Source organism: Agrobacterium larrymoorei (assembly GCF_030819275.1).
GTDB lineage: Bacteria > Pseudomonadota > Alphaproteobacteria > Rhizobiales > Rhizobiaceae > Agrobacterium > Agrobacterium larrymoorei_B.
In genome coordinates, this window is the sequence record NZ_JAUTBL010000001.1 from 1,227,945 (window position 1) to 1,247,375 (window position 19,431).

Genomic DNA, 19,431 nt, shown 5'->3' on the forward strand with positions numbered 1-19,431 from the left:
CCTCACAGGTTTCGAGCGATGGTGGAAGAGGCGGCGGCCTGCTTTTCCGGATAGAGGTAGGCGCGACGATAGCGCTGGCCGAGCCGCGTCAGGATTTCATAGGCGATCGTGCCTGCATCCTCGGCAATCGCCTCGAGCGTCTGGTTCGGGCCGATGATTTCAACGACGCTTCCATGGGTCAGCGTGCCTTCGGGAAGGGCGGAAATGTCGAGCGTGATGCTGTCCATCGACACGCGCCCGGCAATGGGAAGCCGAACGCCGTTGAAATAAGCGGCACCTCGGCTGCTCAGAGAGCGCGGCAGGCCATCCGCGTAGCCCGCGGCAATCGTTGCCAGACGGGTTTCTGCGGTGGTGCGCAGCGAGGCGCCATAGCCGACGAAGCTTTCAGCAGGCACTGTACGGGTCTGAACCACGGCAACGCTCAGGCTGACGACCGGCTTCATCGGATTGGGAAGGGCAGCCGAAGGCGCTCCACCATAAAGTGCTATGCCCGGCCGCATCAGCGCATTGTGATAATCCGTGCCAAGAAAGATGCCGCCGGAATTGGCAAAGCAGACTGGCACGCCGGGAAATTGCTCGGTGGTCTTGCGCATGACAGTAAGCTGTAGCGCGTTGGCCTGATGATCAGGCTCGTCGGCACAGGCGAGATGGCTCATGATGCAGGCAAGATCGATGCCTTTGAGCATGGCCGGTGCTGCCAGCAGCGCTTCCACCTCGTAAGGCGCCAAGCCGAGCCGCGACATGCCGGTGTCGATTTGCAGGGCAGCAGGCAGAGTCTTGCCGAGAACGGAGGCTTGTGCCGACCATTGGGCAATCTGCTCCAGCGAGTTGAGAACCGGAACGATGTTCAGCGCTGAGCAGGAGGTTTCGTTGCCGGGCTGGAGACCGTTGAGAACGAAGATTTTCGCATCGGGAGCGATGTGCAGGCGAAGAGCCAGCGCCTCATCGATATGAGCGACGAAGAAGTGCCTGCATCCCGCATCATAAAGGACGGGAGCGACAATATCTGCACCGAGACCATAGGCATCTGCCTTCACCACGGCGCTCGTCACCGCCTGCGGTGCCTTGGCGGCGAGCATGAGATAGTTGTCGCGAAGGGCTGCAAGATCGATGCTCAAATAGCCGCTCGCGCCACCTTGAGCTTTCTGCTGCTGGATGGTCATGTCCATTGTCGTTCCCTTTGTTTTTATCACAACAAGGTATTGCAATGATCCTTGAATTTAAGCAGTCTCAGTCGAATATTATTCGATAATATCTTCACTATCGCAATTTTATGCGATCATTCGGAATGAACTCATGTCTTCGCTCGACGCGACCGATCGCCATATAATCCGGCTGCTGCGGCTGAATGCCCGCATCAGCAATGCCAAGCTTGCTGCTGAAGTCGGGCTTTCGCCTTCCGCCTGTCTGCGGCGCGTGGATATTCTGGAGCGGGAAGGCGTTATTCGCGGCTACACGGCGATCACCGGAAGCGCTGCGGGCGGAGAGGTGATCTCGGTTATCGTCCAGATCACGCTCGACCGGCAGACGGAGGATTTTCTCAATCGCTTCGAAAATGCCGTGCGGCGTTATCCGGAGGTACGAGAATGCTATCTCATGACCGGAGGCTCGGATTATTTTCTCCGCGTCGAGGTGGAAACGGCGGGCGATTTCGAGCGGGTGCACAAAGATATTCTCTCCAAGCTGCCGGGCGTGTCGCGCATCCATTCCAGCTTCGCCATCCGCAATGCGCTCGCCGCCCCCAAGCCTCGAGCGACGGAGCGCAAATCTTGATCGGGCAGGTCCGTCAGAGCGCCCACCAGCGGTAAAAATGGTGCACCGGCCCGTGCCCGTGCCCGACCTTCAGGTCGCGGCCCGCGGCCAGTGCACCCTGGAGATAATCTTTGGAAAGGCCGACGGCATCCGTCAGCGGCAGGCCAAGCGCCAGATGGGCGGCGATTGCCGCCGCAAGCGTGCAGCCGGTGCCATGGTCGTTCTTTGTCTCGATGCGCGGCATGGAAAATTCTTGGGGCCTCTCGCCGTCCACAAGAAGATCGACGCTCTCTGATCCGGTGCCGTGGCCGCCCTTGATCAGCACAGCCCTCGCACCAAGCGCAAGGATCATCTCCGCCTGTTTCAGCATCGCGGCACGCTCCGTGGCGATGCCGGTCCCGGTCAGTAGCGCCGCTTCGGGGAGGTTCGGCGTGGCGAGCGTTGCCTGCGGCAGCAGTTCACTTCGAAGGGTTTCGATTGCCTCTTCTTGAAGCAGCCTGTCACCAGACGTCGCCACCATCACCGGGTCAAGGACGACCGGTTGCGGCTGGCCGCGCAGTCTTTCGGCGATCGTTCGTATCGTGTCGGTGCGCGAGACCATGCCGATCTTGATCGCCTTGATATCGAGGTCGGAAAACACCGCATCCATCTGCGCAGCAATGATTGCCGCGGAGATATCTTCAACTGCGGTCACGCCCTTTGTGTTCTGTGCGGTGATGGCGGTAATGACGCTCGCACCATAGACGCCAAGCGCGGAGAATGTCTTGAGATCGGCCTGGATACCGGCCCCGCCGCCGCTATCGGAGCCAGCAATGGTCAAAGCAATCGCGGTCATGGGCGTACTCCCATCGCGTCATCCACAGCACTGCGAAACGCCTTAGCCGTCGCTGCGATATCGCCCGCACGAAACAAAGCGGAAATCACCGCTACCCCATCGGCACCGGCCGTGATCACGTCTGGAACGCGCTCCAGCGTGATACCGGCAATAGCGCCAACTGGCAGGTCTGGGCGCTCGTGACGCAGATATGTCCTGAATTGCTTCAGCCCCGCAAGCCCGACAGGCGTATCCGGATTGACCTTGGACGTGGTCTCGAACACGCCGCCAATGCAGGCATAATCGGCGGGCGCTTGCGCCACGCGCCGTGCGTCATCCATTGATTTCACCGTCAACCCGATGATCGCATCCGGGCCGAGAAGCCGTCTTGCCGTGTCGGCATCCATATCGTCTGCCCCGAGATGTACGCCATCCGCGCCGGTCGCCATGGCGACATTCAGCCGGTCGTTGATCACCAGCGGCACGCCCGTGTCTCTTAGCGCAGCGACCATGGCTCTTGTTTGTTCGATCATCTGGCGCGTGGAGGCGGTCTTGTCGCGATACTGGATGATCGTCGCACCGTTATGCGCTGCCAGAGCTGCAAGCTGGGGAAGTGTCGCGACATCTGTCAGAGAGGCATCGACAATGGCATTCAGCCGGTAATCAATCTTCGTCATGTTCGATCCTCGCATGAGAGAGAATGTCTCCGCTCTTCAGATTGAAGAGCGCATCCAGAAAGGCGGCCTCGAAGGATCCCGGTCCGCTGGCATGTCTGGCGGCGATCTCTGCCGAAACGCCGGTGACGGCCAGCGCCGATGCTGCTGCCAGCATCACATCCGGCTCGACAGCCATGAAGGCCGCGATGACGCCGCCGGAAAGGCAGCCGGTTCCTGTCACCTTCGCCATCAAGGCGTCACCGTTAACGATCCGAACCTTGCGGTCGGCATCTCTTAAGCGATCGACGGCTCCCGTCTGAATGCGCAATGCGCCACCGACGTCCCCGATCACCGCCATTTCTGCTGCGTTCCCGCGCACGATCGAGGGGTGCAGGCGGCTCAATTCATGGGCGAAATCCAGGCGCGAAGGGGAGTAGTCGCAATGCACCGGATCGACGATCCAGGGTTTGCCCTGGTGATTGGCGATCGTGACGGCAATGCGGATGACCTTGCGGCGCGCTTCGTCCAGCGTTCCAAGATTGATGGTCAGCGCATCGGTCTTTGTCACGAAGCTTTCGATTTCCTCTTCGGACGATGTCATGGAAGGGATGCCGCCGATTGCGGTAATGCCGTCGGCAGTGAATTTCTGCACCACCGTATTCATCAGGCAGTGGACACGCGGTCGCCGCTCGCGCACGAGGCCCAAAAGTTCTGCTGCTTTATTCGCGGTGGGAAAGCTTACCATGGGCCATTGATCTCCAGACACGCCATTTGCGAATCCGGGTAAGCATGGCGCATGGAAGAGAAAGCTCTGCCTGACGGCGACCGTTCCGTTCCTACGCCGGTATTAACCGGATCAGGTTCAAGGGTCCGGCTCACCGCCATCTCAGCATCGTTCGATGCTCCCCTCGGAATGCATGAAGCTAAAAGAGAAAAGCTCTGCCGTGTCAAGGTTATTGAACTTCCGCTCGTCCTAACGGGCTTGCGTGAAATTCATGAGACGCCGTCTTGAACTTCGCAATTGTTGTCGCGTTGAACCAACTGGCATAATACTCTGCCATTCGTCGACAGCGTGGCATCAGCGGGATGTGAGACCTTGAATTGTGATTGCTTGGACGGCCGTGAACATGTCTGACTGGTCTTGGACGTCGTTGCGTCAGAAATATCTGACTTTCCCGACTTTGTTGCGGTCGATCCCCGTTGGCGTCGTCGTCGCGGCCGGAATTCTTGCCACGAGCTGGACCCACGATCTGTTGAGCGACCACTACGACATGGTGGTGCATACCTATGAGGCAATCGACACGACCAAGGATGTTTTGATCGCGCTTGACGATGCCGAAACCGGGCAGAGAGGCTACCTCGTCAGTGGCGACAAGCGCTATCTCGCCCCTTATGAAAAGGCGATGGAGCGCCTTCATTTGCTTCAGAACGAGTTGATGACCCGGATTTCGGACAATTCCGGCCAGGTAGTGCGGGTCAAAACGCTGGACCAACTGATCGAGAAGAAGCTCGAAGAGCTGAAGCAATCGATATCGCTCTACGACGATGTCGGTGCGGATGCCGCCCGACAGAATGAGATCGGCTATATGGCTGTCGGGACGATGGATCGGATCCGAGAGATCATCGGCGAGATCACGGTTGCAGAGCACACCCTGCTGGACACACGCCACGCGGAAGTCGAGGCCGACGAATTTCGCATTCGGGTGGTTGCGATCATTGTTGGCCTGGCATCTTTTCTAACACGCGCTGTTGTGGAGATGTATCTGGCGCGACGCTATAGAAGAACCTGATGGTCTATTCGCCCGCAATTCCTGGAATCTGATTGACGGTGATCATCTGGCGGATGGTGCGGTCTGCCACGCGCTCTGCGCGGGCCCGCGATTCCTGCTCGTCCTCTGGAAAAGCATAGGTCATGTAGGACAGCGATGTTTCAAGATCGTTGTTGTTATGGCCGAGGATGGCGGCGAAATAGCTGTTCTTCGTCACGTTGGCAGGCGCGAAGTTGCGATAGGCGATCTCGGCGTAGAGGTGGCGCAGGCCATAGGGCTTTGGCGGCTCTTCCTTCGGCCAGATGTCCTCGAATTTCGCCATCATCGCATCGCGCAGCGGCAACCTTGCATCCGATGAGAAGTCGTCCACATTCATCCCGAACCATAGTTTGCCGTCGCTGCTGTCTCTCAAACGCCGATAGGCATCAAGCACGATCTTTGCCTGCTCCAGCACAGGAATTTCATAGGTGATGCCGTATTTGGTCCCTTCGCCCTGTTTCGTCTTCGCCTGGCCGTTGAACATCACGCTCCATTTGGAGACGCCATTGCCGTAAGGCGCTGGCGTGAACTCGGCCTGGGTGAAGACTTCGAAGGGGCGTCGCCCTGTGGTTCCGATCAGGCCGATGCCGATCGTCAAAGGGTCCTCGGAGTGAAGGAAGCGCCGGCATCTCCGCATCACCTCGGAATAATGTTCGAAGGTGATGAGTGAGCCGTGCTTGAGCGCAATTTTCGCCATCTTGGCCTTGCGCGCCTCATCGTAAAGCTGCGGCGTGCCAGCGGCGATGCGCAGCATGGGGTGCTGCTCGCCAAATGCTTCGCGGATGGCGTTGCGATATTTGGTAATATAGGAAATGATCGTTGCCTGTGTTCTGCCGGTCATGGCGTCCATTTCCCGGTCCCACAGCGCCTGCATCTCTTCCTTGGTGCTGACCCCATTGATGGCGGAAATGAAGTCCGAAACGCGCAGCAGGAAGCGCGGCTTTCGTCCGGCCGTGTTGTGCTCTGCCCTTTCGATCTTCTCTACAATCGACATCGCGACCCCGCTTTGCGGGTAATCGCCGCGCGCAATGTAGGTGTCGAGACGCTCGCGCAGCTTCTTCATGTTGCAGATGGCAAGCGGTGTGGTTTTTGGCCCGAACGCGTCTTTCAGCGCATAGCGGTACTTGACGATGTAGAGCTCGAGGGTTTTCGCGGTTCTGCCGTTCTCGAAGTGAAAACGGACCTCGCCGTCCCAAAGACGTCCGATCGCTTTCGTATCGAAGGTGCCATCGTCCTTGCGCGTTGTTTTGATCTTTTCGACGAACTCAGCGATGCGGTCGGCCAGGATAGGCGTTTTTGTTTTTCTTTTTTCGGCAACGGACATCGATTTCTCCTCAAGCTCTCTTGGGATAGAAAATATATGAATCTTACGCAAGGGCTAATATAGGTGGAGGAGAGCCTGGACGTCCGAATTTAACCGAATGGCTGGACGGGCGAGTGGGCTGGCTGGGTGAACCAGTGCGGGCCGTCCGCAGCCATATAGATGTGATCCTCAAGACGGATGCCGAACTTTTGCGGATAAACCAGCATCGGTTCGTTGGAGAAACACATGCCGGCGACAAGCGGCTGCGTGTTCCCGCGCACGATATACGGGCCTTCATGGATCTCCAGTCCAAGACCATGGCCCGCCCTGTGTGGTAGTCCAGGAAGAGCGTAATCCGGCCCAAGTCCATGCCGTGCCATCACGGCGCGGGCTGCCGTATCGAGATCTTCACAAGGTGCGCCAAGCTGCGCGGCATCGAAAACTGCCTGCTGTGCTTCCCGTTCAATGGCCCAGGCGCGGGCGAAATCAGCGCTTGGCTCGTCCATCACGTAGGTGCGGGTCAGGTCGGAATGATAACCGTCGATCCGCGTTCCCGTATCGACCAGAATGACGTCGCGCGGCTGTAAGGTTTGTTCTCCGTCGGCGCCATGAGGCAGCGATGTCGCCTCACCAAAGGAGACGATGCAGAAGGAAGAGCCGCCCTCGCCGCCAAGCGCACGGTGCTGCTCGTCGATGAAGCGGACGACATCGGATGCGACCACGCCTGGCTTCATCATGGCATGAGCGCGCTTGTGCACTTCCAGCGTCAGGTTCATCGCGTAGTGAATAATGGCAATTTCGGCGCTGGACTTGAGAAGCCGGAGGCCGCGGATCACTGGGCCTCCGTCGACGAGACGATCGGGCCCGACCTTGGCGGCAAGGCTGTGATAGATGAAAAGCGGGAGTGCGTCATCCAGCGCGATCAGGCCGGATCGACCGGCAAGGCTTGCGACGCGTGCCGCAGGGCTTTCTTCTTCCTGCCAGATGTGAACCTCGCCCTCCAGATGCGGTAGTGTGTCGACGCGGCTCTTTTCGAAGCCCGGCACGATGTAATGGAGAGCATCAGAGGTGATGACGGCACCAAGCAGGCGCTCGCTCTGGTGCCATACCAGCCCGGTAAAATAGCGCAGGCTTTCAGTCGAGCCGAGAAGGACGGCGCTGAAGCCATGCTCGCGCATTTTCACCCGTAAGCGCTGAAGCCGCTCCTGTCGTTCGGTATGGGAAATGGCAGCGGGCTTGTTGGGAAATTGCATGTACACACACTTTGGTTGCCGTACCCACGGCGTGTCGCAATATCTCCGATATGCGCCACGTTTCGGGCCATTGTTCTTTAGCAACGTCGCTGACACAGGTCGTTCGACCCGTTTGCACGACACGCTGTCAGAATCAGTACAAAGCCTGCCGGCTGTATTCAAGATGTCGACAGTGACTGGAGCGGCGTTATTTTTGCAGTCGCTGCTTCAGCGAAGCAATGATCTTGCGCGTCAGCGCCTCATAGTCTTCATCGAAATGGTGGCCGCCTTCGATCCCGACGAGCTCCATGCCCTTGTCTTTCAGCGCAGGGCAGGCGCTTTCATCGTCATCCGTGCCATAGACGCACTGGACGATCTTGGGGTTGATCTTGGCAAGATCGTTGACGGGATCTTCCGCGCCATCCGAGGAAACACCCAGCCAGCCGCCAACCGAAATCTCATAGGAGATTTCATGCGATAGCGATAGCAGGCTCATCTGCACCACACGAGACTTATCCTTCTCAGGCAGGGCATTGTAAGCTGCTGGCAGAACGTCTGCGCCGAAGGAATAGCCGACCAGCAGGACATTGTTGACCTTCCATTCCTTACGGTAGGTGTCGATGATGCGCGCGAGATCGTTGGCCACATCCTGCGGCTTCTTCTCAGACCAGAAATAGCGCAGGGAATCGACGCCGACGGTTGGTATGCCGTCCTGTTGCAGGAAGCCGCCGACATCCTTGTCGAGATCGCGCCAGCCGCCGTCACCGGAATAGATGATTGCCATCGTGTCCATGGTCGGCTTGGTTTCGAGAATGGTGAGCGGCAGGCCAAGCGGGCTGTCGGAATTTGCGGCGGCATCGATCCGGTCCTGAAGAACCTGGGTCAGCGCCGTCGTCGCGTCGTCGGTGACATCCTTCACGTCGATGTCCGAATGATCTTTCAAAAGTGCATCCACATGGGCGCGGCCCTTCTGATCGGCCTTGGGCGTGAAGAGAACGGTAACCGGCGCGGGAAGCGCACCATCGGTCAGGCCGTAGATGGTGCGATCGCCGTCCTTGTCTTTCGTTGCAGGCGTGCAGAGCACCTTCTTCAAAGGAATGCTCGCCACCGGATCAACTGCGACGGCCTCACCAATGGTTGCCGCCGGGCTCTGGGCGATCATCGCCAGGACAAGCGCGCCGCCATCGCCTGTGCCGGCGATGATTGGAAGGCTGTAATTCGAGACGCCGGCCTTGCGCTGGATTTCCTGCGCGAGTTGCTCGATGTCGGAAATCATGTAGACGCAGTCATCCGGGTCGGTCTCAAGCGACTTTATATAGGCAGGAAAATCGATGCCGACGACGGCGGCACCCTTTTCGAGCAGAGCGTCTGCTTCCTTCTGCTCGCTTTCATCCCAGCCATTGCCATCCGACACCAGGAAAACCGTGGAGGTGATATCGCCATCGGGCAGGAGAATGTGATTGGCCGGGATCATGCCGGTCTCGTATTTTTGAGCGTCCTGCGCTGGCGCGTGTGAGGGCAGCAAAACCGCTGCCGTAAGCAATGCGCCTGTGAGGCGTTTCAAAAATCTCATTTACCGATCACTCCTCTCACGCCGCCGCTGATGAGAACCGTTGCGTCCATCAATGCCAGAGCGGCGCTCGTGCCGTTCGAGACGGCAACATACCGTGGCTCCCATTTGGGATGAAATTTAGACTTGAAGGCGCGCAGGCCTTTGAAATTGTAAAAGCGCTCGCCATGCTCGAACAAGGTGCCGCCGATACGGTCCCAGACCGGTGCGGCATCGCGCTTCGACATGCCGGACAGCGGCGCCATGCCGAGGTTGAACTGGGCATAGCCCTGTTCACGCATGTGCTCGATGATGCTGACGAAAAGAAAGTCCATGGAACCGCGCGGCGCATCCGGCGCAAAGCGCATCAGGTCCACCGTGACTTCGTTCTTGGTATCGGTCATCAGCAGATTGGCGAAGGCGGTGATCTTGCCATCCTTATGCAGCACGGCAACCGGCTGAGAGAGGATGTAGTCGCGCTCGAAGGAGCCGAGCGAGAAGGTCTTCTCGCGGGTGTTGTGGTGCTCCAGCCAGGAATCGGAGACGCTCTTCAACTCGTCATAGATGGCCGGTACATCCTGTGTATCGACAACCGAAAAGGTCAGGCCGTCACGCGCTCCACGGCTCAGCGACTGGCGCAGATTGGCAAGCTTGCCGCCCTTCAGTTCGAAGCGCTTGAGGTCGATCATGGCGAGTTCGCCAAGCTTGAAGGCGCGCAAGCCGGCATCTGTGCAATAGGGCAGCGACGCGGAAGAGATCTGGTAGAAGACGGCTCGTCCGCCATTGGCACGCACGGTTTCGACGAACTGCCAGATCAGATCGGAAAATTCGCTTTCGTCTCCAACAGGATCGGCGAGTGCGATCCAAGAGCGGCCACGAATACCATACATGATGAAGGCGTTGCCCTTTTCCGAGAACATGATGTGCTTATCGCCCATACGCACGAGATTGGCGTCGGCCACGTCCTGCTTGGCGACGATTTCGGTGGCCTTCTCGATGTCGTCAGGTTTGATCTCCTCCGGCCGGTAGGTGACGGGTCGCAAAAGGCTGAAGATGGCGATGGTGGAAGAAGCGAGCACCAGACCGAGGACCGCACGAAGGCCTCGTGGCGCTTCCTCGGAAAATTCGAACTGCCACCACAGCGTCTGGCTGTAATCCGTGTCGCGATAGACGAAGAGTAGAATAGTGGCCGCACCGGCGACGATCACCGCCATGGCGGCGATCCAGGTGGGGCCAAGCGCCTGCCGCAGAAGCGAGGCGTGGCGGGTAAAGGCGCGCATGTTAAAGAACAGCGCCACGATGAAGATGCCGAGGAAGATCGCCTCGAAAATGGCGATGGCCTTGATCAGCGAGAGGAACAGGCCCCCGGATGCTGCCACCAGCGCCACCCACCATGCGCCATCCAGCCGCTGGCTCAAGCCGCGCGATGCGACGACGAGACCGAGGCCCAGGATACTGGAAAGAAAGTGCGCAGCTTCGATGATGGGAAGCGGAACAAAGTTCGAGAGGAAATCCAGGTTGCTGTTCGGCGTTGGCGTCACGGAAGAGAAGATCAGCATCGCGCCGAGGATGAGGGCGAAAGCCGAAAGAAGCGACGGCGCCAACCGACCGGCGAGATTGCCGATATCGGCCATCACCGGCTTCGCGGCAAAATGCTTCATCTCGGTGATCAGCATCAGGATGATGGCGAAGAGAAGCGGCAGGACGTGATAGATGACGCGGTAAAGAACAAGACCGCCGAGAAGCTGATCGAGGCTGATGGCATTGCCGAGACCCGCGACCATCACTGCTTCGAAAACGCCGAGACCTGCCGGTACGTGGCTGAGAACGCCGAGACCCACGGCAGTGGCGTAGATGGCAAAGAAGCTCGGCCAGCCGACATTGGTTTCCGGCAAGAGCACATAGAGCACCGAGGCCGATGCCGCGATATCGAGCGCGGACACAAGGAACTGGCGCGAGGAAGTGCGGCTGTCGGGAAGGCGCAGTTTCAACTGACGGATCTGAACAACGCGCCCATTGCGGCCGACATAGATCAGCGTTGCCAGAACGAGGATGACGATGACCGCAGCGCCGCGAAGCCAGATCGCATCTACGCCCATGATGCTGGCGACGCGTGGCGCGACGATCAAGGTTGCGAGCGCGCTGACGGACAAGAGGCCGAGGCCGAAGGAGAGCGTGACGAAGGCGATGACGCGGGCGATGTCGGAGGGCGTCAGTCCCATACGCGTATAGGCGCGGAAACGGATCGCGCCACCGCTCAAAGGTCCGAAACCGGCAGTATTGCCAACGGCATAGGCGATGAAGGCCGTCGCGATGACGGAAGGCTTTTTAAGGCGCTTGCCGATGAATTCGATGGCATTGAGGTCGTAGCAGATCAGCGCGGCGAAACTGAGCGCGGTGAACAGAACGGCCAGAAAGGCCGATTTCCAGCTAGTGTCGAGAAGAGCGACGACGATGTCATCGTAGCGGACCTCTGAGGTGAGGCGATAGATCGTGACCGTCATCATGACGAAGACGGCGATCACCGCAAGCGATGTCAAATGGGGCTTGTAACGTTCGAAAAAACCGCTCAGGCCGCCTTCGGCCTCTTCAATCGGCGTGACGTCGTTCTTCTCTGTCATTTAATGTTCCACGAAAGCGAGGCGCAGTTTGCCAATCACAGGATTATGACAGTAATTCGTTGTGGTTTCACAAATACGAAAATTCATAACCTTTGTGAGATTATCTACAGTATGTCGTTTGTCTAAAATGCATGAGGGAATACTGGCTCACGCACCCCAGCTGCGCTCTAAAACCCGTAGCCAGTTGCCATGGCCGATTTTTTCCAGCGATGCCTGATCGTAGCCGGCTTTGCGAAGCTCCTCGATGAGAAGCGGCAAGTCGGACGCATCCCGCATAGCAGCTGGAATTGTCGTGCCATCGAAGTCGGAGCCGAGTGCCACATGGTCGATGCCGATACGCTCGACGATATAATCGACGTGGCGAACCAGCTCACGAATATCCGTATCCGGGTTCTTGATGCCATCCTGGCGCAGGAAGAGAACGCCGAAGTTGATGCCCACCAGGCCGCCCGTGTCGCGAATGGCGTCGAGCTGCCGGTCGGTCAGGTTGCGGCTGTGGTTGCAAAGCGCATGGGCATTGGAGTGTGAGGCGACCAGCGGCGCGTCGGACAACTTGGCAATGTCCCAGAAGCCTTGCTCGTTCATATGCGACAGATCGATCATGACCTTCAGCTCGTTGCAGGTCTTGACGAGGCGCCGTCCTGCTTCCGTCAGCCCCGGTCCGATATCTGGCGAAGAGGGAAAGCGGAAGGGAACGCCATAGGCAAAGATATTGGGCCTGCTCCAGACCGGACCGAGCGTGCGAAGGCCTGCCTGATGCAGGACGTAGAGCGCTTCCAAGTCAGCGTCGAAGGCTTCGACACCTTCGATGTGGAAAACGGAGGCGAAAGCGCCGTGCGTCATGGCATCACGGATATCGGCGACATTGCGGCAGACCTTCAGCCCACCCTTGGACTGCGCTTCGATGCGAAACAGCAGACCCGCCATCGCAAGCGTCGTGGCAAGCGCTGTCTGCTGCGTCGGCGCGAGGAAATCGCCATTAGCGTCGGTTCCGCGGGGTGAGGGGATGTAGACGGCGCAAAGCCCACCGGCCAATCCGCCTTTCCTAGCCTTGGGAAGATCGATATGGCCGACGCTGTCGCCGTCGATGAAACGCTCTTCCGGGTTTGAATAGCCGGCGAGTTTCAATCGCAGCAGAACATCATTATGCCCATCGAAGACGGGCAGGACGGTTTGATCGGTCATAGGATTGCTTCCAACTGATGTCATGGCGTTCTTGCTCTATCCCCGAGAGCGGGGCAAATGCAATGCAAGAATGATTTCCGCCGCCTGGTGGAACAATGAGGATGAGACTCATGGCGACGACGATGGACTGGAGCGCGGCTTCAAAAACCGCTGGGGAGTTGGTTTCGCGTTGGGGCGAAGATGAGCCGGGTGGCTGCGTGGTCGGCTTCGATCTTTCCGGCACTCGGTTTGTCCATGCGGGTGGCGTTGAAAGTCTCTCGACTCTCGTCCCGTTCTCGTCTCAGACCGTCGCCCGCTATGCATCGCTCACCAAACATGTGTTCTGCGCGATGGTCCTTACGAATGCCGATGCGATCGGCCTCGATGATACGCTTGCCGATCATCTCCCGGAGTTGCAGTCCCCACTCCGCGACGTCACTGTCGGTCAGGCGCTGGATATGAGCGGGGGCTTGCCGGATGTGCGTGAATGCCTCTCGCTTCTTGGGCTATCGGTCTATAGCGAGACCAGAGCGGAGCCATTGTTGGAGTATGTTGCGCGCCAGAGGCGGCTGAATTTTCCAGCTGGAACGGAAGTCTCCTATTCCAATACCGGCTACCGGCTGGTCGAGGCCGCACTGGCGCGAAAGGGCCTGCGCTTCGATGACTTCGTGCAGAAGCGGATCGCCAAGCCCTTGGGAATTGGCCTGGCCGCTCCGGATGTCTGGAATGATCCCGTTGCCGGTCTCGCGCCCGGCTATTGGAAGTCCGATAATGGCTGGCAATTGTCCGCAGCCGGCCTTCATCTCTCTGCTTCCGGTAGTCTCGCCGGAAGCGCTGAGGCACTGGTGGCATGGCTGCAGTGCCTGTTGGAGGGAGCGAATGGTTTTTCCGGCCTGCTCGCTCAATTGTCGGCGCCGCGCCCGCTTGCGCATGGCAGGATGAGCGAATACGGCCTCGGCCTGCGTTGGACCCACCTCGGAGCGAGCCGTTTCGTCGGCCACGGCGGGTCGCATCCCGGCTACAAGAGCTATTTCCTGCTCGATCCCGAGAACGGCACCGGCTTTGTCGTCCTCTCCAATCGTGAGGACACCAACGGCTTCAAGATCGCGCTCGAAAGCATGGCGTCACTAACGGGCTTGCCGCTGCCGAAACCTTCGGTATCCTTGCCGGATGGGCTCTACGTCACCGAGACCGGCCCCTGGTGGCTGGAGATCAAGGGCAGCACCTGCAGCTTCCTAGATGCCGAAGACACGCTCTATGAAGATGATGATGGATGGGTCTCGTCCCGTTCAGCGTCGTCACCGATCCGTCTTCGCCTCGATGGTTCGGCACTCACTGGGGAAGTCGGTCATGCAACCCGGCAATTTCGTCCTGTCGTGCCAACCGTCGACGTTCCGGCAACACTCGATGGACGCTGGCGCTCGGATGAGGGCGCGGAGTTCGACATCGTTGCAGGTTCGGTCGTCATGGGCATCGGCCCGCTTCGGCGCGGTAGACCGCTGACCAGTCTGGGCAGCGGGCGCTATCTGTTCACTCTCCACGACGGACCCTGGACGAAGCGGGTCTGCCTCCACATGCTCGGCGATGACCATGTGGAGCTTGTGACCAGCCGTGCCAGGATGATCGAGTATCGACGGGAAGCTGACCGGTCTGCTAGCTTTTGAGGGGCGCGCGGCTGTTTCCGAAGATTATGAAGCTCGCCAAGGCCAGGATCAACGCCGAGATCGCGCCGTAGAGAGTGACCCTGCAAATTCCGTGCGCCAGTGCTTCCTGAGCCAACGTGACCGACAGGCCTTGGCTTTCGCTGGCGGCGAGGTTTCCGGCCGATATCAGATCCGAGAGAATCCGCAGCGTGGCGTTGGAGAGTGTATCGGGAACCGCGTGCAGGATGTAGCCGGATACGCTGCTCGACAAGATAAGCCCCATCAGCGCAATGTTGATGGAGAGCGAGATCATGCGGGCGCTCATATCCATGCCCGATGCCATACCGCTGCGTTCCGGCGGCAGTGCTGCCGTTGCCGTGTTGGTGACAGGCGTATTGGTCAGGCCCAGTCCGACGCCAGCCAAGACGCAACCCGGCAGCAAAGTCAGCCAGCTTGCATGCTCACTGCCGATCACCAGCATCAAGAGCATGAAGCCCGCACCGATGGTGAGGAGGCCAAGTGGGATCACAAGTCTCGGTCCCCGGTTGAGCAGCAGCCGTTCGGCAAGCGGCGGAACGACAATGGTTGGAAGCGTGTAGGCCAGTACCGTCATGCCTGCTGCGATCGCATCATAGCCAAGCACGGCCTGAAGATAGATCGGCAGATAGATGACGAAGGGCCAAAAGCTGAAATTCATGCCACTCGACCCTATGATTGCACCGGAGAAGCGACGGACGCGGAGCGCCCGGAAATCGAACATAGGTCGGGCGACCCGTGTCTCGATGATTATGAACAGTAGGAGGCTCGCACCACACACGGCAAGCAACGTCAACGTCACAGGACTTGCCGGTCCGAGCTGCTGGCCCTGCGTGATGAGATAGACGGTGCCGAAGACGGCAAGCGAAAGTGTTGCCATCCCTGCCACATCGAGGCGTGTTGCGTGTGGATCGACCGACTCTTCGACGCCCTTGCGTGCGAAGATGAAGGTTGCGACTGCAATCATCACATGGATCAGAAAAACCCAGTGCCAACTTGTGAGTGTGATAAGCACTCCCCCGACGATCGGGCCAAAACCCAGGCCTATTCCGAAGATGATACCCCACCAGCCAAAGGCTTTGCCGCGCTCGGCTGCATCCTGGAACTGATGGGATAGAACCGCGACCTGGCACGCAAGCATTGCAGCAGCACTCGTTCCTTGAAGAAAGCGGGCCGCGATCAACAGGGGCGCGCTGGTCGCCAGTCCGCAAATCAGCGAGGCGACGGCGAAGACCGTGATGCCGATCATGAAGACTCGTTTGCGTCCAAACCGGTCCCCCAGCGTCCCCATCGCCATCAGCACGGAGCACATCGCTATCGTATAGGCGTTCATGATCCACTGAAGTTGCTGGAAGTCGGCTGAAAGGACTTTCTCAAGTGTCGGCAAGATCGATGGAATGCTGGTGATTTCAAGCCCCAGCATCAATGCCGACAGACATACGGCGACGAGCGCTAGACGATTTCTGGATGGTGGATAGTTTGTCATGGTCTGCCTTGCTTTTCCACAATGCAAGGCACATCGCATCCAGCAGGATGCGAAGACTGGGCACGAGGGCCTTGCAAATTGATTTGTGTCGAAGCGAACCTGCCGGAGTCTTGATCATCCATCAATCGCATGTCAGAGGATTTCAGTGATAACAAAATGGGATGCTTAGTATGCTGGAAGTCGATGCTGTCAGGGCCTTCGTGATGATCGCGGACCATCAGAGCTTCACACGTGCTGCAGAAGCGCTCGGTTCCACGCAGGGTGCGGTCAGCGTCAAGCTCAAACGGCTCGAAGATCGTCTTGGAAAGCGGTTGATCGAACGCACACCAAGGCAAGTCCGGTTATCGGCGCAAGGCGAAACCTTCTTGACACCAGCAAGGGAGTTTCTCGCTGCCCATGAGCGAGCAATGGCTGCATTGACCGCCGAGCGGCGACGCTTCCGGCTTGGGATCGCTGCCCATATCATGGGGCCGGAAATGCCGATCCTCTTGGCCAAGCTGAAGACGCTCGACCCCTGCCTCAAGGTCGAAGTCATGATCGACAATTCACGCGCGCTTCTCGACTCCTACGAGGCGGGTGCGCTCGATGCGATTATCGTTCGAAGCGATGATGACCGCAGGGGCGGGGAGGTGCTGGGCCCGGAACATTTCGGATGGTTTGCCTCTGCCGATTTCGAGCATCGGTCCGGAGAGCCGATGCCGCTCGCCAGCCATCCGACCTGCTGCACCGTGCGCGAAGTGGCGACCCGCCTGCTGGACGGCGCATCAATTCCCTGGACGGAAGTCTTTATCGGAGGCACGTCCGCCGTCACTGCGGCACTTTCTGCTGGCCTTGCCGTCGCCGCATTTCCCTGCCGGTTGGCAACGCCGGACATGATCGAGGTCGGCCATGCGCTCGGCTTGCCGCCGATCCCTTCGCTATCGATCATGCTGCATTCCTCGCTCACCGACGCCAAAACGCGAGAGACACTGCGTGCGATCACCGCAGCCTTCAGTGAGCACCGCAAATCGAGCAACCGGCGGATCAGCCTTGTAAACGCCTGATCGTGGGATGCAGAATTCAGTTCGCGATCGGAATGCCCGTGGCGATCTGCTCGCGGATATAGATATCCAGCAGACGACGGCTGATGGGGCCGATTTCGCCGTTACCGATCGTGTCACCATCCATTTTGACCACCGGCGTGACGAAGCTGGTGGCAGACGTCACGAAGGCCTCGGATGCGGACTTGGCTTCTTCTGGGGTGAAGGCGCGCTCTTCAACGGCAAGGTCGGCCTGTCTGGCAAGATGCAGAATGGAGCCGCGGGTGATGCCGTGCAGCAGCGCGTTCGATAGATCGCGGGTAACGAGTGTGCCGTTCTGCGTGACAATATGGAAATTGGCGGAGCTTGCCTCGGTGATGTAGCCGTTTTCGATGAAGAGGACGTCGTCGTAGCCTTCCCGGTTGGCTTGCGTCTTGCGCAGCGACGAATAGAGAAGCTGAACGGTCTTGATCTGCCGGTCCGACCAGCGGCCCTCAGGGACAGTCTTGACGGAAAGACCCGTCTTCCACTTCGGATTGTCCAGCACCTTCTTGGTCTGGGTGAACATCACGAAGGTCGGTTGCATCGTCTCTGGAAAAACGAAATCACGATCCTGAACGCCGCGGGAAACCTGCAGATAGATAAGACCATCTTCGACGCCGTTGCGCCGCGCGATTTCCTTGTGCAGTTCCAGCAATTCGGCTTCCGCCACCGGCATGGCAATACCGAGCGCATCCAGAGATCGTTTCAGGCGGGCAAGATGACCAGAGTAATCGACGAGCTTGCCTTGAATGATGGCTGTCACCTCATAGATGGCGTCGGCAAACAGAAAGCCACGATCGAAGACCGATACTTTCGCGTCACTTCCGCAACCCATGCACCATTCAAGTAAACCGTTCTGTTCATAATCCTGCCTCTGCCTGTCCTATGCCTACCAGCCGTTATCCCTGTCTGGCATTGCGACCCTCAGGATGCAAGGCTGGCGGCTACGAGAACCGGTAGGATTGGCGTCAGGTTGGATAACGGTCTGGACGATAGGATCAGGCCGAGGTAAGGGCTGGACGGACGAGCCCGAGATGGTCGCGCAGGGTCGAGCCAGTGTACTCAGTGCGAAACAGCCCCCGTTCTTGCAGAATGGGCACGACCAGCTGCGTGAAGTCCTCAAGCCCTTCTGGGAAGAAGGGCGGCATGACGTTGAAGCCGTCGGCGGCTCGGGTTTCGAACCATTCCTGCATACGGTCCGCAACCTCGACAGGCGTGCCAAGCACGATATGGTGGCCGCGTCCGGCAGCCACGCGCAGCGCCAACTGGCGGATCGTCAGGTTCTCGCGTCTGGCCAGCGCCGTCAAAAGCTCGGCCCGGCTGCGCAACTGGTCGGAGATCGGCAGATCCGGCAAAGGACCATCCGGATCATAATCGGCAAGGCTGTGACCGATGCGCTCTTCGAGGAGCGGCATGGCGCTTTTCAGCTCCGTCCACTGGTCGAGTTCTGCCAGTTTTTCCGCCGCTTCTTTCGACGTGCGCCCAATCACCGGCAGGAAGCCCGGCATGACGGCAACGGCATCTGGAGAACGTCCGAATTTCTCCACGCGTGATTTCAGGCTCTTGTAGAATCCTTGAGCCTCCGCAAGGCTTTGCTGCGCGGTGAAGACCACATCTGCGGTGCGGGCGGCAAGATCCTGTCCCGGACCGGACGAGCCAGCCTGGATCAGAATCGGGTGACCCTGTGGCGCGCGCGGAATGTTGAGTGGACCTTTGACCGAGTAGTATTTGCCCTTGTGATCCAGCACATGCACCTTGTTCGGATCGGCATAGATGCCGCTCTGCTTGTCCTTGATGAAAGCGTCATCATCCCAGCTGTCCCAGAGACCGCGAACCACATCGACGAATTCTTCTGCCACCGCATAGCGCTCATCATGCTCGGGATGCGACTTGGAGAAGTTGTTGGCAGTGCGGGCATAGGAAGTCGTGACGATATTCCATGCGGCACGCCCGTGGCTCAGATGGTCGATCGAGGAGAAGGCTCGGGCTATATGATAGGGTTCGCCGTAGGTCGTGGAGGATGTCGCGGCAAGACCGATCTTGTCGGTAACGAGGGCAAGTGCCGCTAGCAGCGTCAGCGGTTCGAAACGGGCAATGGTGGATGGATGGGCATCGACGCCACTGGTCAATCCGTCCGCCAGGAACACCATGTCGAACTTCGCCTGCTCGGCGGCTTGCGTGACGCGGCGAAGCAGGTCGAAATTCTCGCTCCCCGCTTCCGCCTTCGGGTGCCGCCAACCTGAGACGTGATGGCCCGCGCCCTGGAGAAACAGGCCGAGGTGGATTTGTCGCTTGGCAGTCATGGC

General features: G+C 58.9%; 16 protein-coding genes and 1 riboswitch. Of the genes, 4 read left to right on the forward strand and 12 right to left on the reverse strand.

Translation table 11 applies throughout. The annotated features are described in order from the left end of the window. Window positions 1–2: 2 nt before the first annotated feature. Window positions 3–1,169, reverse strand: coding sequence for an alanine racemase (gene alr / locus QE408_RS05650; protein WP_306929239.1), 1,167 nt, complete (start codon window positions 1,167–1,169; stop codon window positions 3–5). Between the two features lie 127 nt (window positions 1,170–1,296). Between alr and QE408_RS05655 the strand changes: the two genes are divergently transcribed. Continuing rightward, entirely contained in the window at window positions 1,297–1,773 is a 477-nt protein-coding gene (locus QE408_RS05655; protein ID WP_306929241.1) for an Lrp/AsnC family transcriptional regulator, read from the forward strand. A gap of 13 nt (window positions 1,774–1,786) precedes the next feature. Here QE408_RS05655 and thiD read toward each other — a convergent pair whose 3' ends face one another. The 3 genes from thiD to QE408_RS05670 are packed head-to-tail and all read right to left on the reverse strand — an operon-like array spanning window position 1,787 to window position 3,967. Then, the gene (gene thiD, locus QE408_RS05660; protein WP_306929243.1) at window positions 1,787–2,587 is read right to left on the reverse strand and encodes a bifunctional hydroxymethylpyrimidine kinase/phosphomethylpyrimidine kinase; all 801 of its coding nucleotides are present in this window, start codon (window positions 2,585–2,587) and stop codon (window positions 1,787–1,789) included. Beyond that, window positions 2,584–3,243: a thiamine phosphate synthase gene (gene thiE / locus QE408_RS05665; protein ID WP_306929245.1), complete on the reverse strand. Its 660-nt coding sequence runs from the start codon at window positions 3,241–3,243 to the stop codon at window positions 2,584–2,586. Before thiE ends, thiD begins: the two co-directional genes overlap by 4 nt. Further along, on the reverse strand, window positions 3,230–3,967 hold the full coding sequence (locus QE408_RS05670; protein ID WP_306929247.1) for a hydroxyethylthiazole kinase: 738 nt from the start codon (window positions 3,965–3,967) through the stop codon (window positions 3,230–3,232). The genes thiE and QE408_RS05670 overlap by 14 nt, the downstream gene beginning before the upstream one ends. A 71-nt stretch (window positions 3,968–4,038) precedes the next feature. Continuing rightward, window positions 4,039–4,141, reverse strand: a riboswitch (TPP riboswitch). Between the two features lie 208 nt (window positions 4,142–4,349). Here QE408_RS05670 and QE408_RS05675 point away from each other — a divergent pair. Continuing rightward, on the forward strand, window positions 4,350–5,012 hold the full coding sequence (locus tag QE408_RS05675; protein WP_306929249.1) for a CHASE3 domain-containing protein: 663 nt from the start codon (window positions 4,350–4,352) through the stop codon (window positions 5,010–5,012). A gap of 4 nt (window positions 5,013–5,016) precedes the next feature. Here QE408_RS05675 and QE408_RS05680 read toward each other — a convergent pair whose 3' ends face one another. The 5 genes from QE408_RS05680 to QE408_RS05700 form a co-directional block, all read right to left on the reverse strand. Further along, entirely contained in the window at window positions 5,017–6,354 is a 1,338-nt protein-coding gene (locus QE408_RS05680) for a telomere resolvase (protein ID WP_306929252.1), read from the reverse strand. 89 nt (window positions 6,355–6,443) lie between these two features. Continuing rightward, a complete protein-coding gene (locus QE408_RS05685; RefSeq protein WP_306929254.1) occupies window positions 6,444–7,586 on the reverse strand; it encodes a M24 family metallopeptidase in 1,143 nt (380 codons plus the stop codon). 187 nt (window positions 7,587–7,773) lie between these two features. Next, the gene (locus QE408_RS05690; RefSeq protein WP_306929255.1) at window positions 7,774–9,138 is read right to left on the reverse strand and encodes a virulence factor family protein; all 1,365 of its coding nucleotides are present in this window, start codon (window positions 9,136–9,138) and stop codon (window positions 7,774–7,776) included. Then, window positions 9,135–11,735, reverse strand: a complete 2,601-nt coding sequence (gene mprF / locus QE408_RS05695; protein ID WP_306929258.1) for a bifunctional lysylphosphatidylglycerol flippase/synthetase MprF — start codon at window positions 11,733–11,735, stop codon at window positions 9,135–9,137. The genes QE408_RS05690 and mprF overlap by 4 nt, the downstream gene beginning before the upstream one ends. A gap of 147 nt (window positions 11,736–11,882) precedes the next feature. After that, window positions 11,883–12,920, reverse strand: a complete 1,038-nt coding sequence (locus tag QE408_RS05700) for a dipeptidase (RefSeq protein WP_306929260.1) — start codon at window positions 12,918–12,920, stop codon at window positions 11,883–11,885. A gap of 110 nt (window positions 12,921–13,030) precedes the next feature. Here QE408_RS05700 and QE408_RS05705 point away from each other — a divergent pair, with 110 nt between their 5' ends. After that, the gene (locus tag QE408_RS05705; RefSeq protein ID WP_306929261.1) at window positions 13,031–14,563 is read left to right on the forward strand and encodes a serine hydrolase domain-containing protein; all 1,533 of its coding nucleotides are present in this window, start codon (window positions 13,031–13,033) and stop codon (window positions 14,561–14,563) included. Here the strand turns inward: QE408_RS05705 and QE408_RS05710 are convergent. Next, window positions 14,553–16,064 carry an MFS transporter gene (locus tag QE408_RS05710; protein ID WP_306929263.1) on the reverse strand — a complete coding sequence of 504 codons (1,512 nt, stop codon included), beginning with the start codon at window positions 16,062–16,064 and terminating at the stop codon, window positions 14,553–14,555. The genes QE408_RS05705 and QE408_RS05710 overlap by 11 nt on opposite strands. 161 nt (window positions 16,065–16,225) lie before the next feature. On the opposite strand from QE408_RS05710, the gene QE408_RS05715 reads away from it, so the two are divergent. Continuing rightward, window positions 16,226–17,107 carry a LysR family transcriptional regulator gene (locus QE408_RS05715; protein ID WP_306929265.1) on the forward strand — a complete coding sequence of 294 codons (882 nt, stop codon included), beginning with the start codon at window positions 16,226–16,228 and terminating at the stop codon, window positions 17,105–17,107. 16 nt (window positions 17,108–17,123) lie between these two features. On the opposite strand, the gene QE408_RS05720 is transcribed toward QE408_RS05715, so the two are convergent. Both QE408_RS05720 and QE408_RS05725 read right to left on the reverse strand, forming a co-directional pair. After that, window positions 17,124–17,960 (reverse strand): D-amino-acid transaminase, encoded by an 837-nt coding sequence (locus tag QE408_RS05720; RefSeq protein WP_306929266.1) that lies wholly within the window; start codon window positions 17,958–17,960, stop codon window positions 17,124–17,126. A 163-nt stretch (window positions 17,961–18,123) separates the two neighbouring features. Then, window positions 18,124–19,428, reverse strand: a complete 1,305-nt coding sequence (locus QE408_RS05725) for an LLM class flavin-dependent oxidoreductase (RefSeq protein ID WP_306929267.1) — start codon at window positions 19,426–19,428, stop codon at window positions 18,124–18,126. Between the last annotated feature and the right edge of the window lie 3 nt (window positions 19,429–19,431).

Excerpts from the sequence above, each read along its gene's own strand:
- QE408_RS05710 (WP_306929263.1), bottom strand. The coding sequence starts at position 16,064 with ATGACAAACTATCCACCATCCAGAAATCGTCTAGCGCTCGTCGCCGTA.
- QE408_RS05655 (WP_306929241.1), top strand. The coding sequence starts at position 1,297 with ATGTCTTCGCTCGACGCGACCGATCGCCATATAATCCGGCTGCTGCGG.
- QE408_RS05715 (WP_306929265.1), top strand. The coding sequence starts at position 16,226 with ATGCTTAGTATGCTGGAAGTCGATGCTGTCAGGGCCTTCGTGATGATC.
- mprF (WP_306929258.1), bottom strand. The coding sequence starts at position 11,735 with ATGACAGAGAAGAACGACGTCACGCCGATTGAAGAGGCCGAAGGCGGC.
- QE408_RS05700 (WP_306929260.1), bottom strand. The coding sequence starts at position 12,920 with ATGACCGATCAAACCGTCCTGCCCGTCTTCGATGGGCATAATGATGTT.
- QE408_RS05690 (WP_306929255.1), bottom strand. The coding sequence starts at position 9,138 with ATGAGATTTTTGAAACGCCTCACAGGCGCATTGCTTACGGCAGCGGTT.
- QE408_RS05670 (WP_306929247.1), bottom strand. The coding sequence starts at position 3,967 with ATGGTAAGCTTTCCCACCGCGAATAAAGCAGCAGAACTTTTGGGCCTC.
- thiE (WP_306929245.1), bottom strand. The coding sequence starts at position 3,243 with ATGACGAAGATTGATTACCGGCTGAATGCCATTGTCGATGCCTCTCTG.
- alr (WP_306929239.1), bottom strand. The coding sequence starts at position 1,169 with ATGGACATGACCATCCAGCAGCAGAAAGCTCAAGGTGGCGCGAGCGGC.
- QE408_RS05685 (WP_306929254.1), bottom strand. The coding sequence starts at position 7,586 with ATGCAATTTCCCAACAAGCCCGCTGCCATTTCCCATACCGAACGACAG.
- QE408_RS05720 (WP_306929266.1), bottom strand. The coding sequence starts at position 17,960 with ATGGGTTGCGGAAGTGACGCGAAAGTATCGGTCTTCGATCGTGGCTTT.
- QE408_RS05675 (WP_306929249.1), top strand. The coding sequence starts at position 4,350 with ATGTCTGACTGGTCTTGGACGTCGTTGCGTCAGAAATATCTGACTTTC.
- QE408_RS05705 (WP_306929261.1), top strand. The coding sequence starts at position 13,031 with ATGGCGACGACGATGGACTGGAGCGCGGCTTCAAAAACCGCTGGGGAG.
- thiD (WP_306929243.1), bottom strand. The coding sequence starts at position 2,587 with ATGACCGCGATTGCTTTGACCATTGCTGGCTCCGATAGCGGCGGCGGG.
- QE408_RS05680 (WP_306929252.1), bottom strand. The coding sequence starts at position 6,354 with ATGTCCGTTGCCGAAAAAAGAAAAACAAAAACGCCTATCCTGGCCGAC.
- QE408_RS05725 (WP_306929267.1), bottom strand. The coding sequence starts at position 19,428 with ATGACTGCCAAGCGACAAATCCACCTCGGCCTGTTTCTCCAGGGCGCG.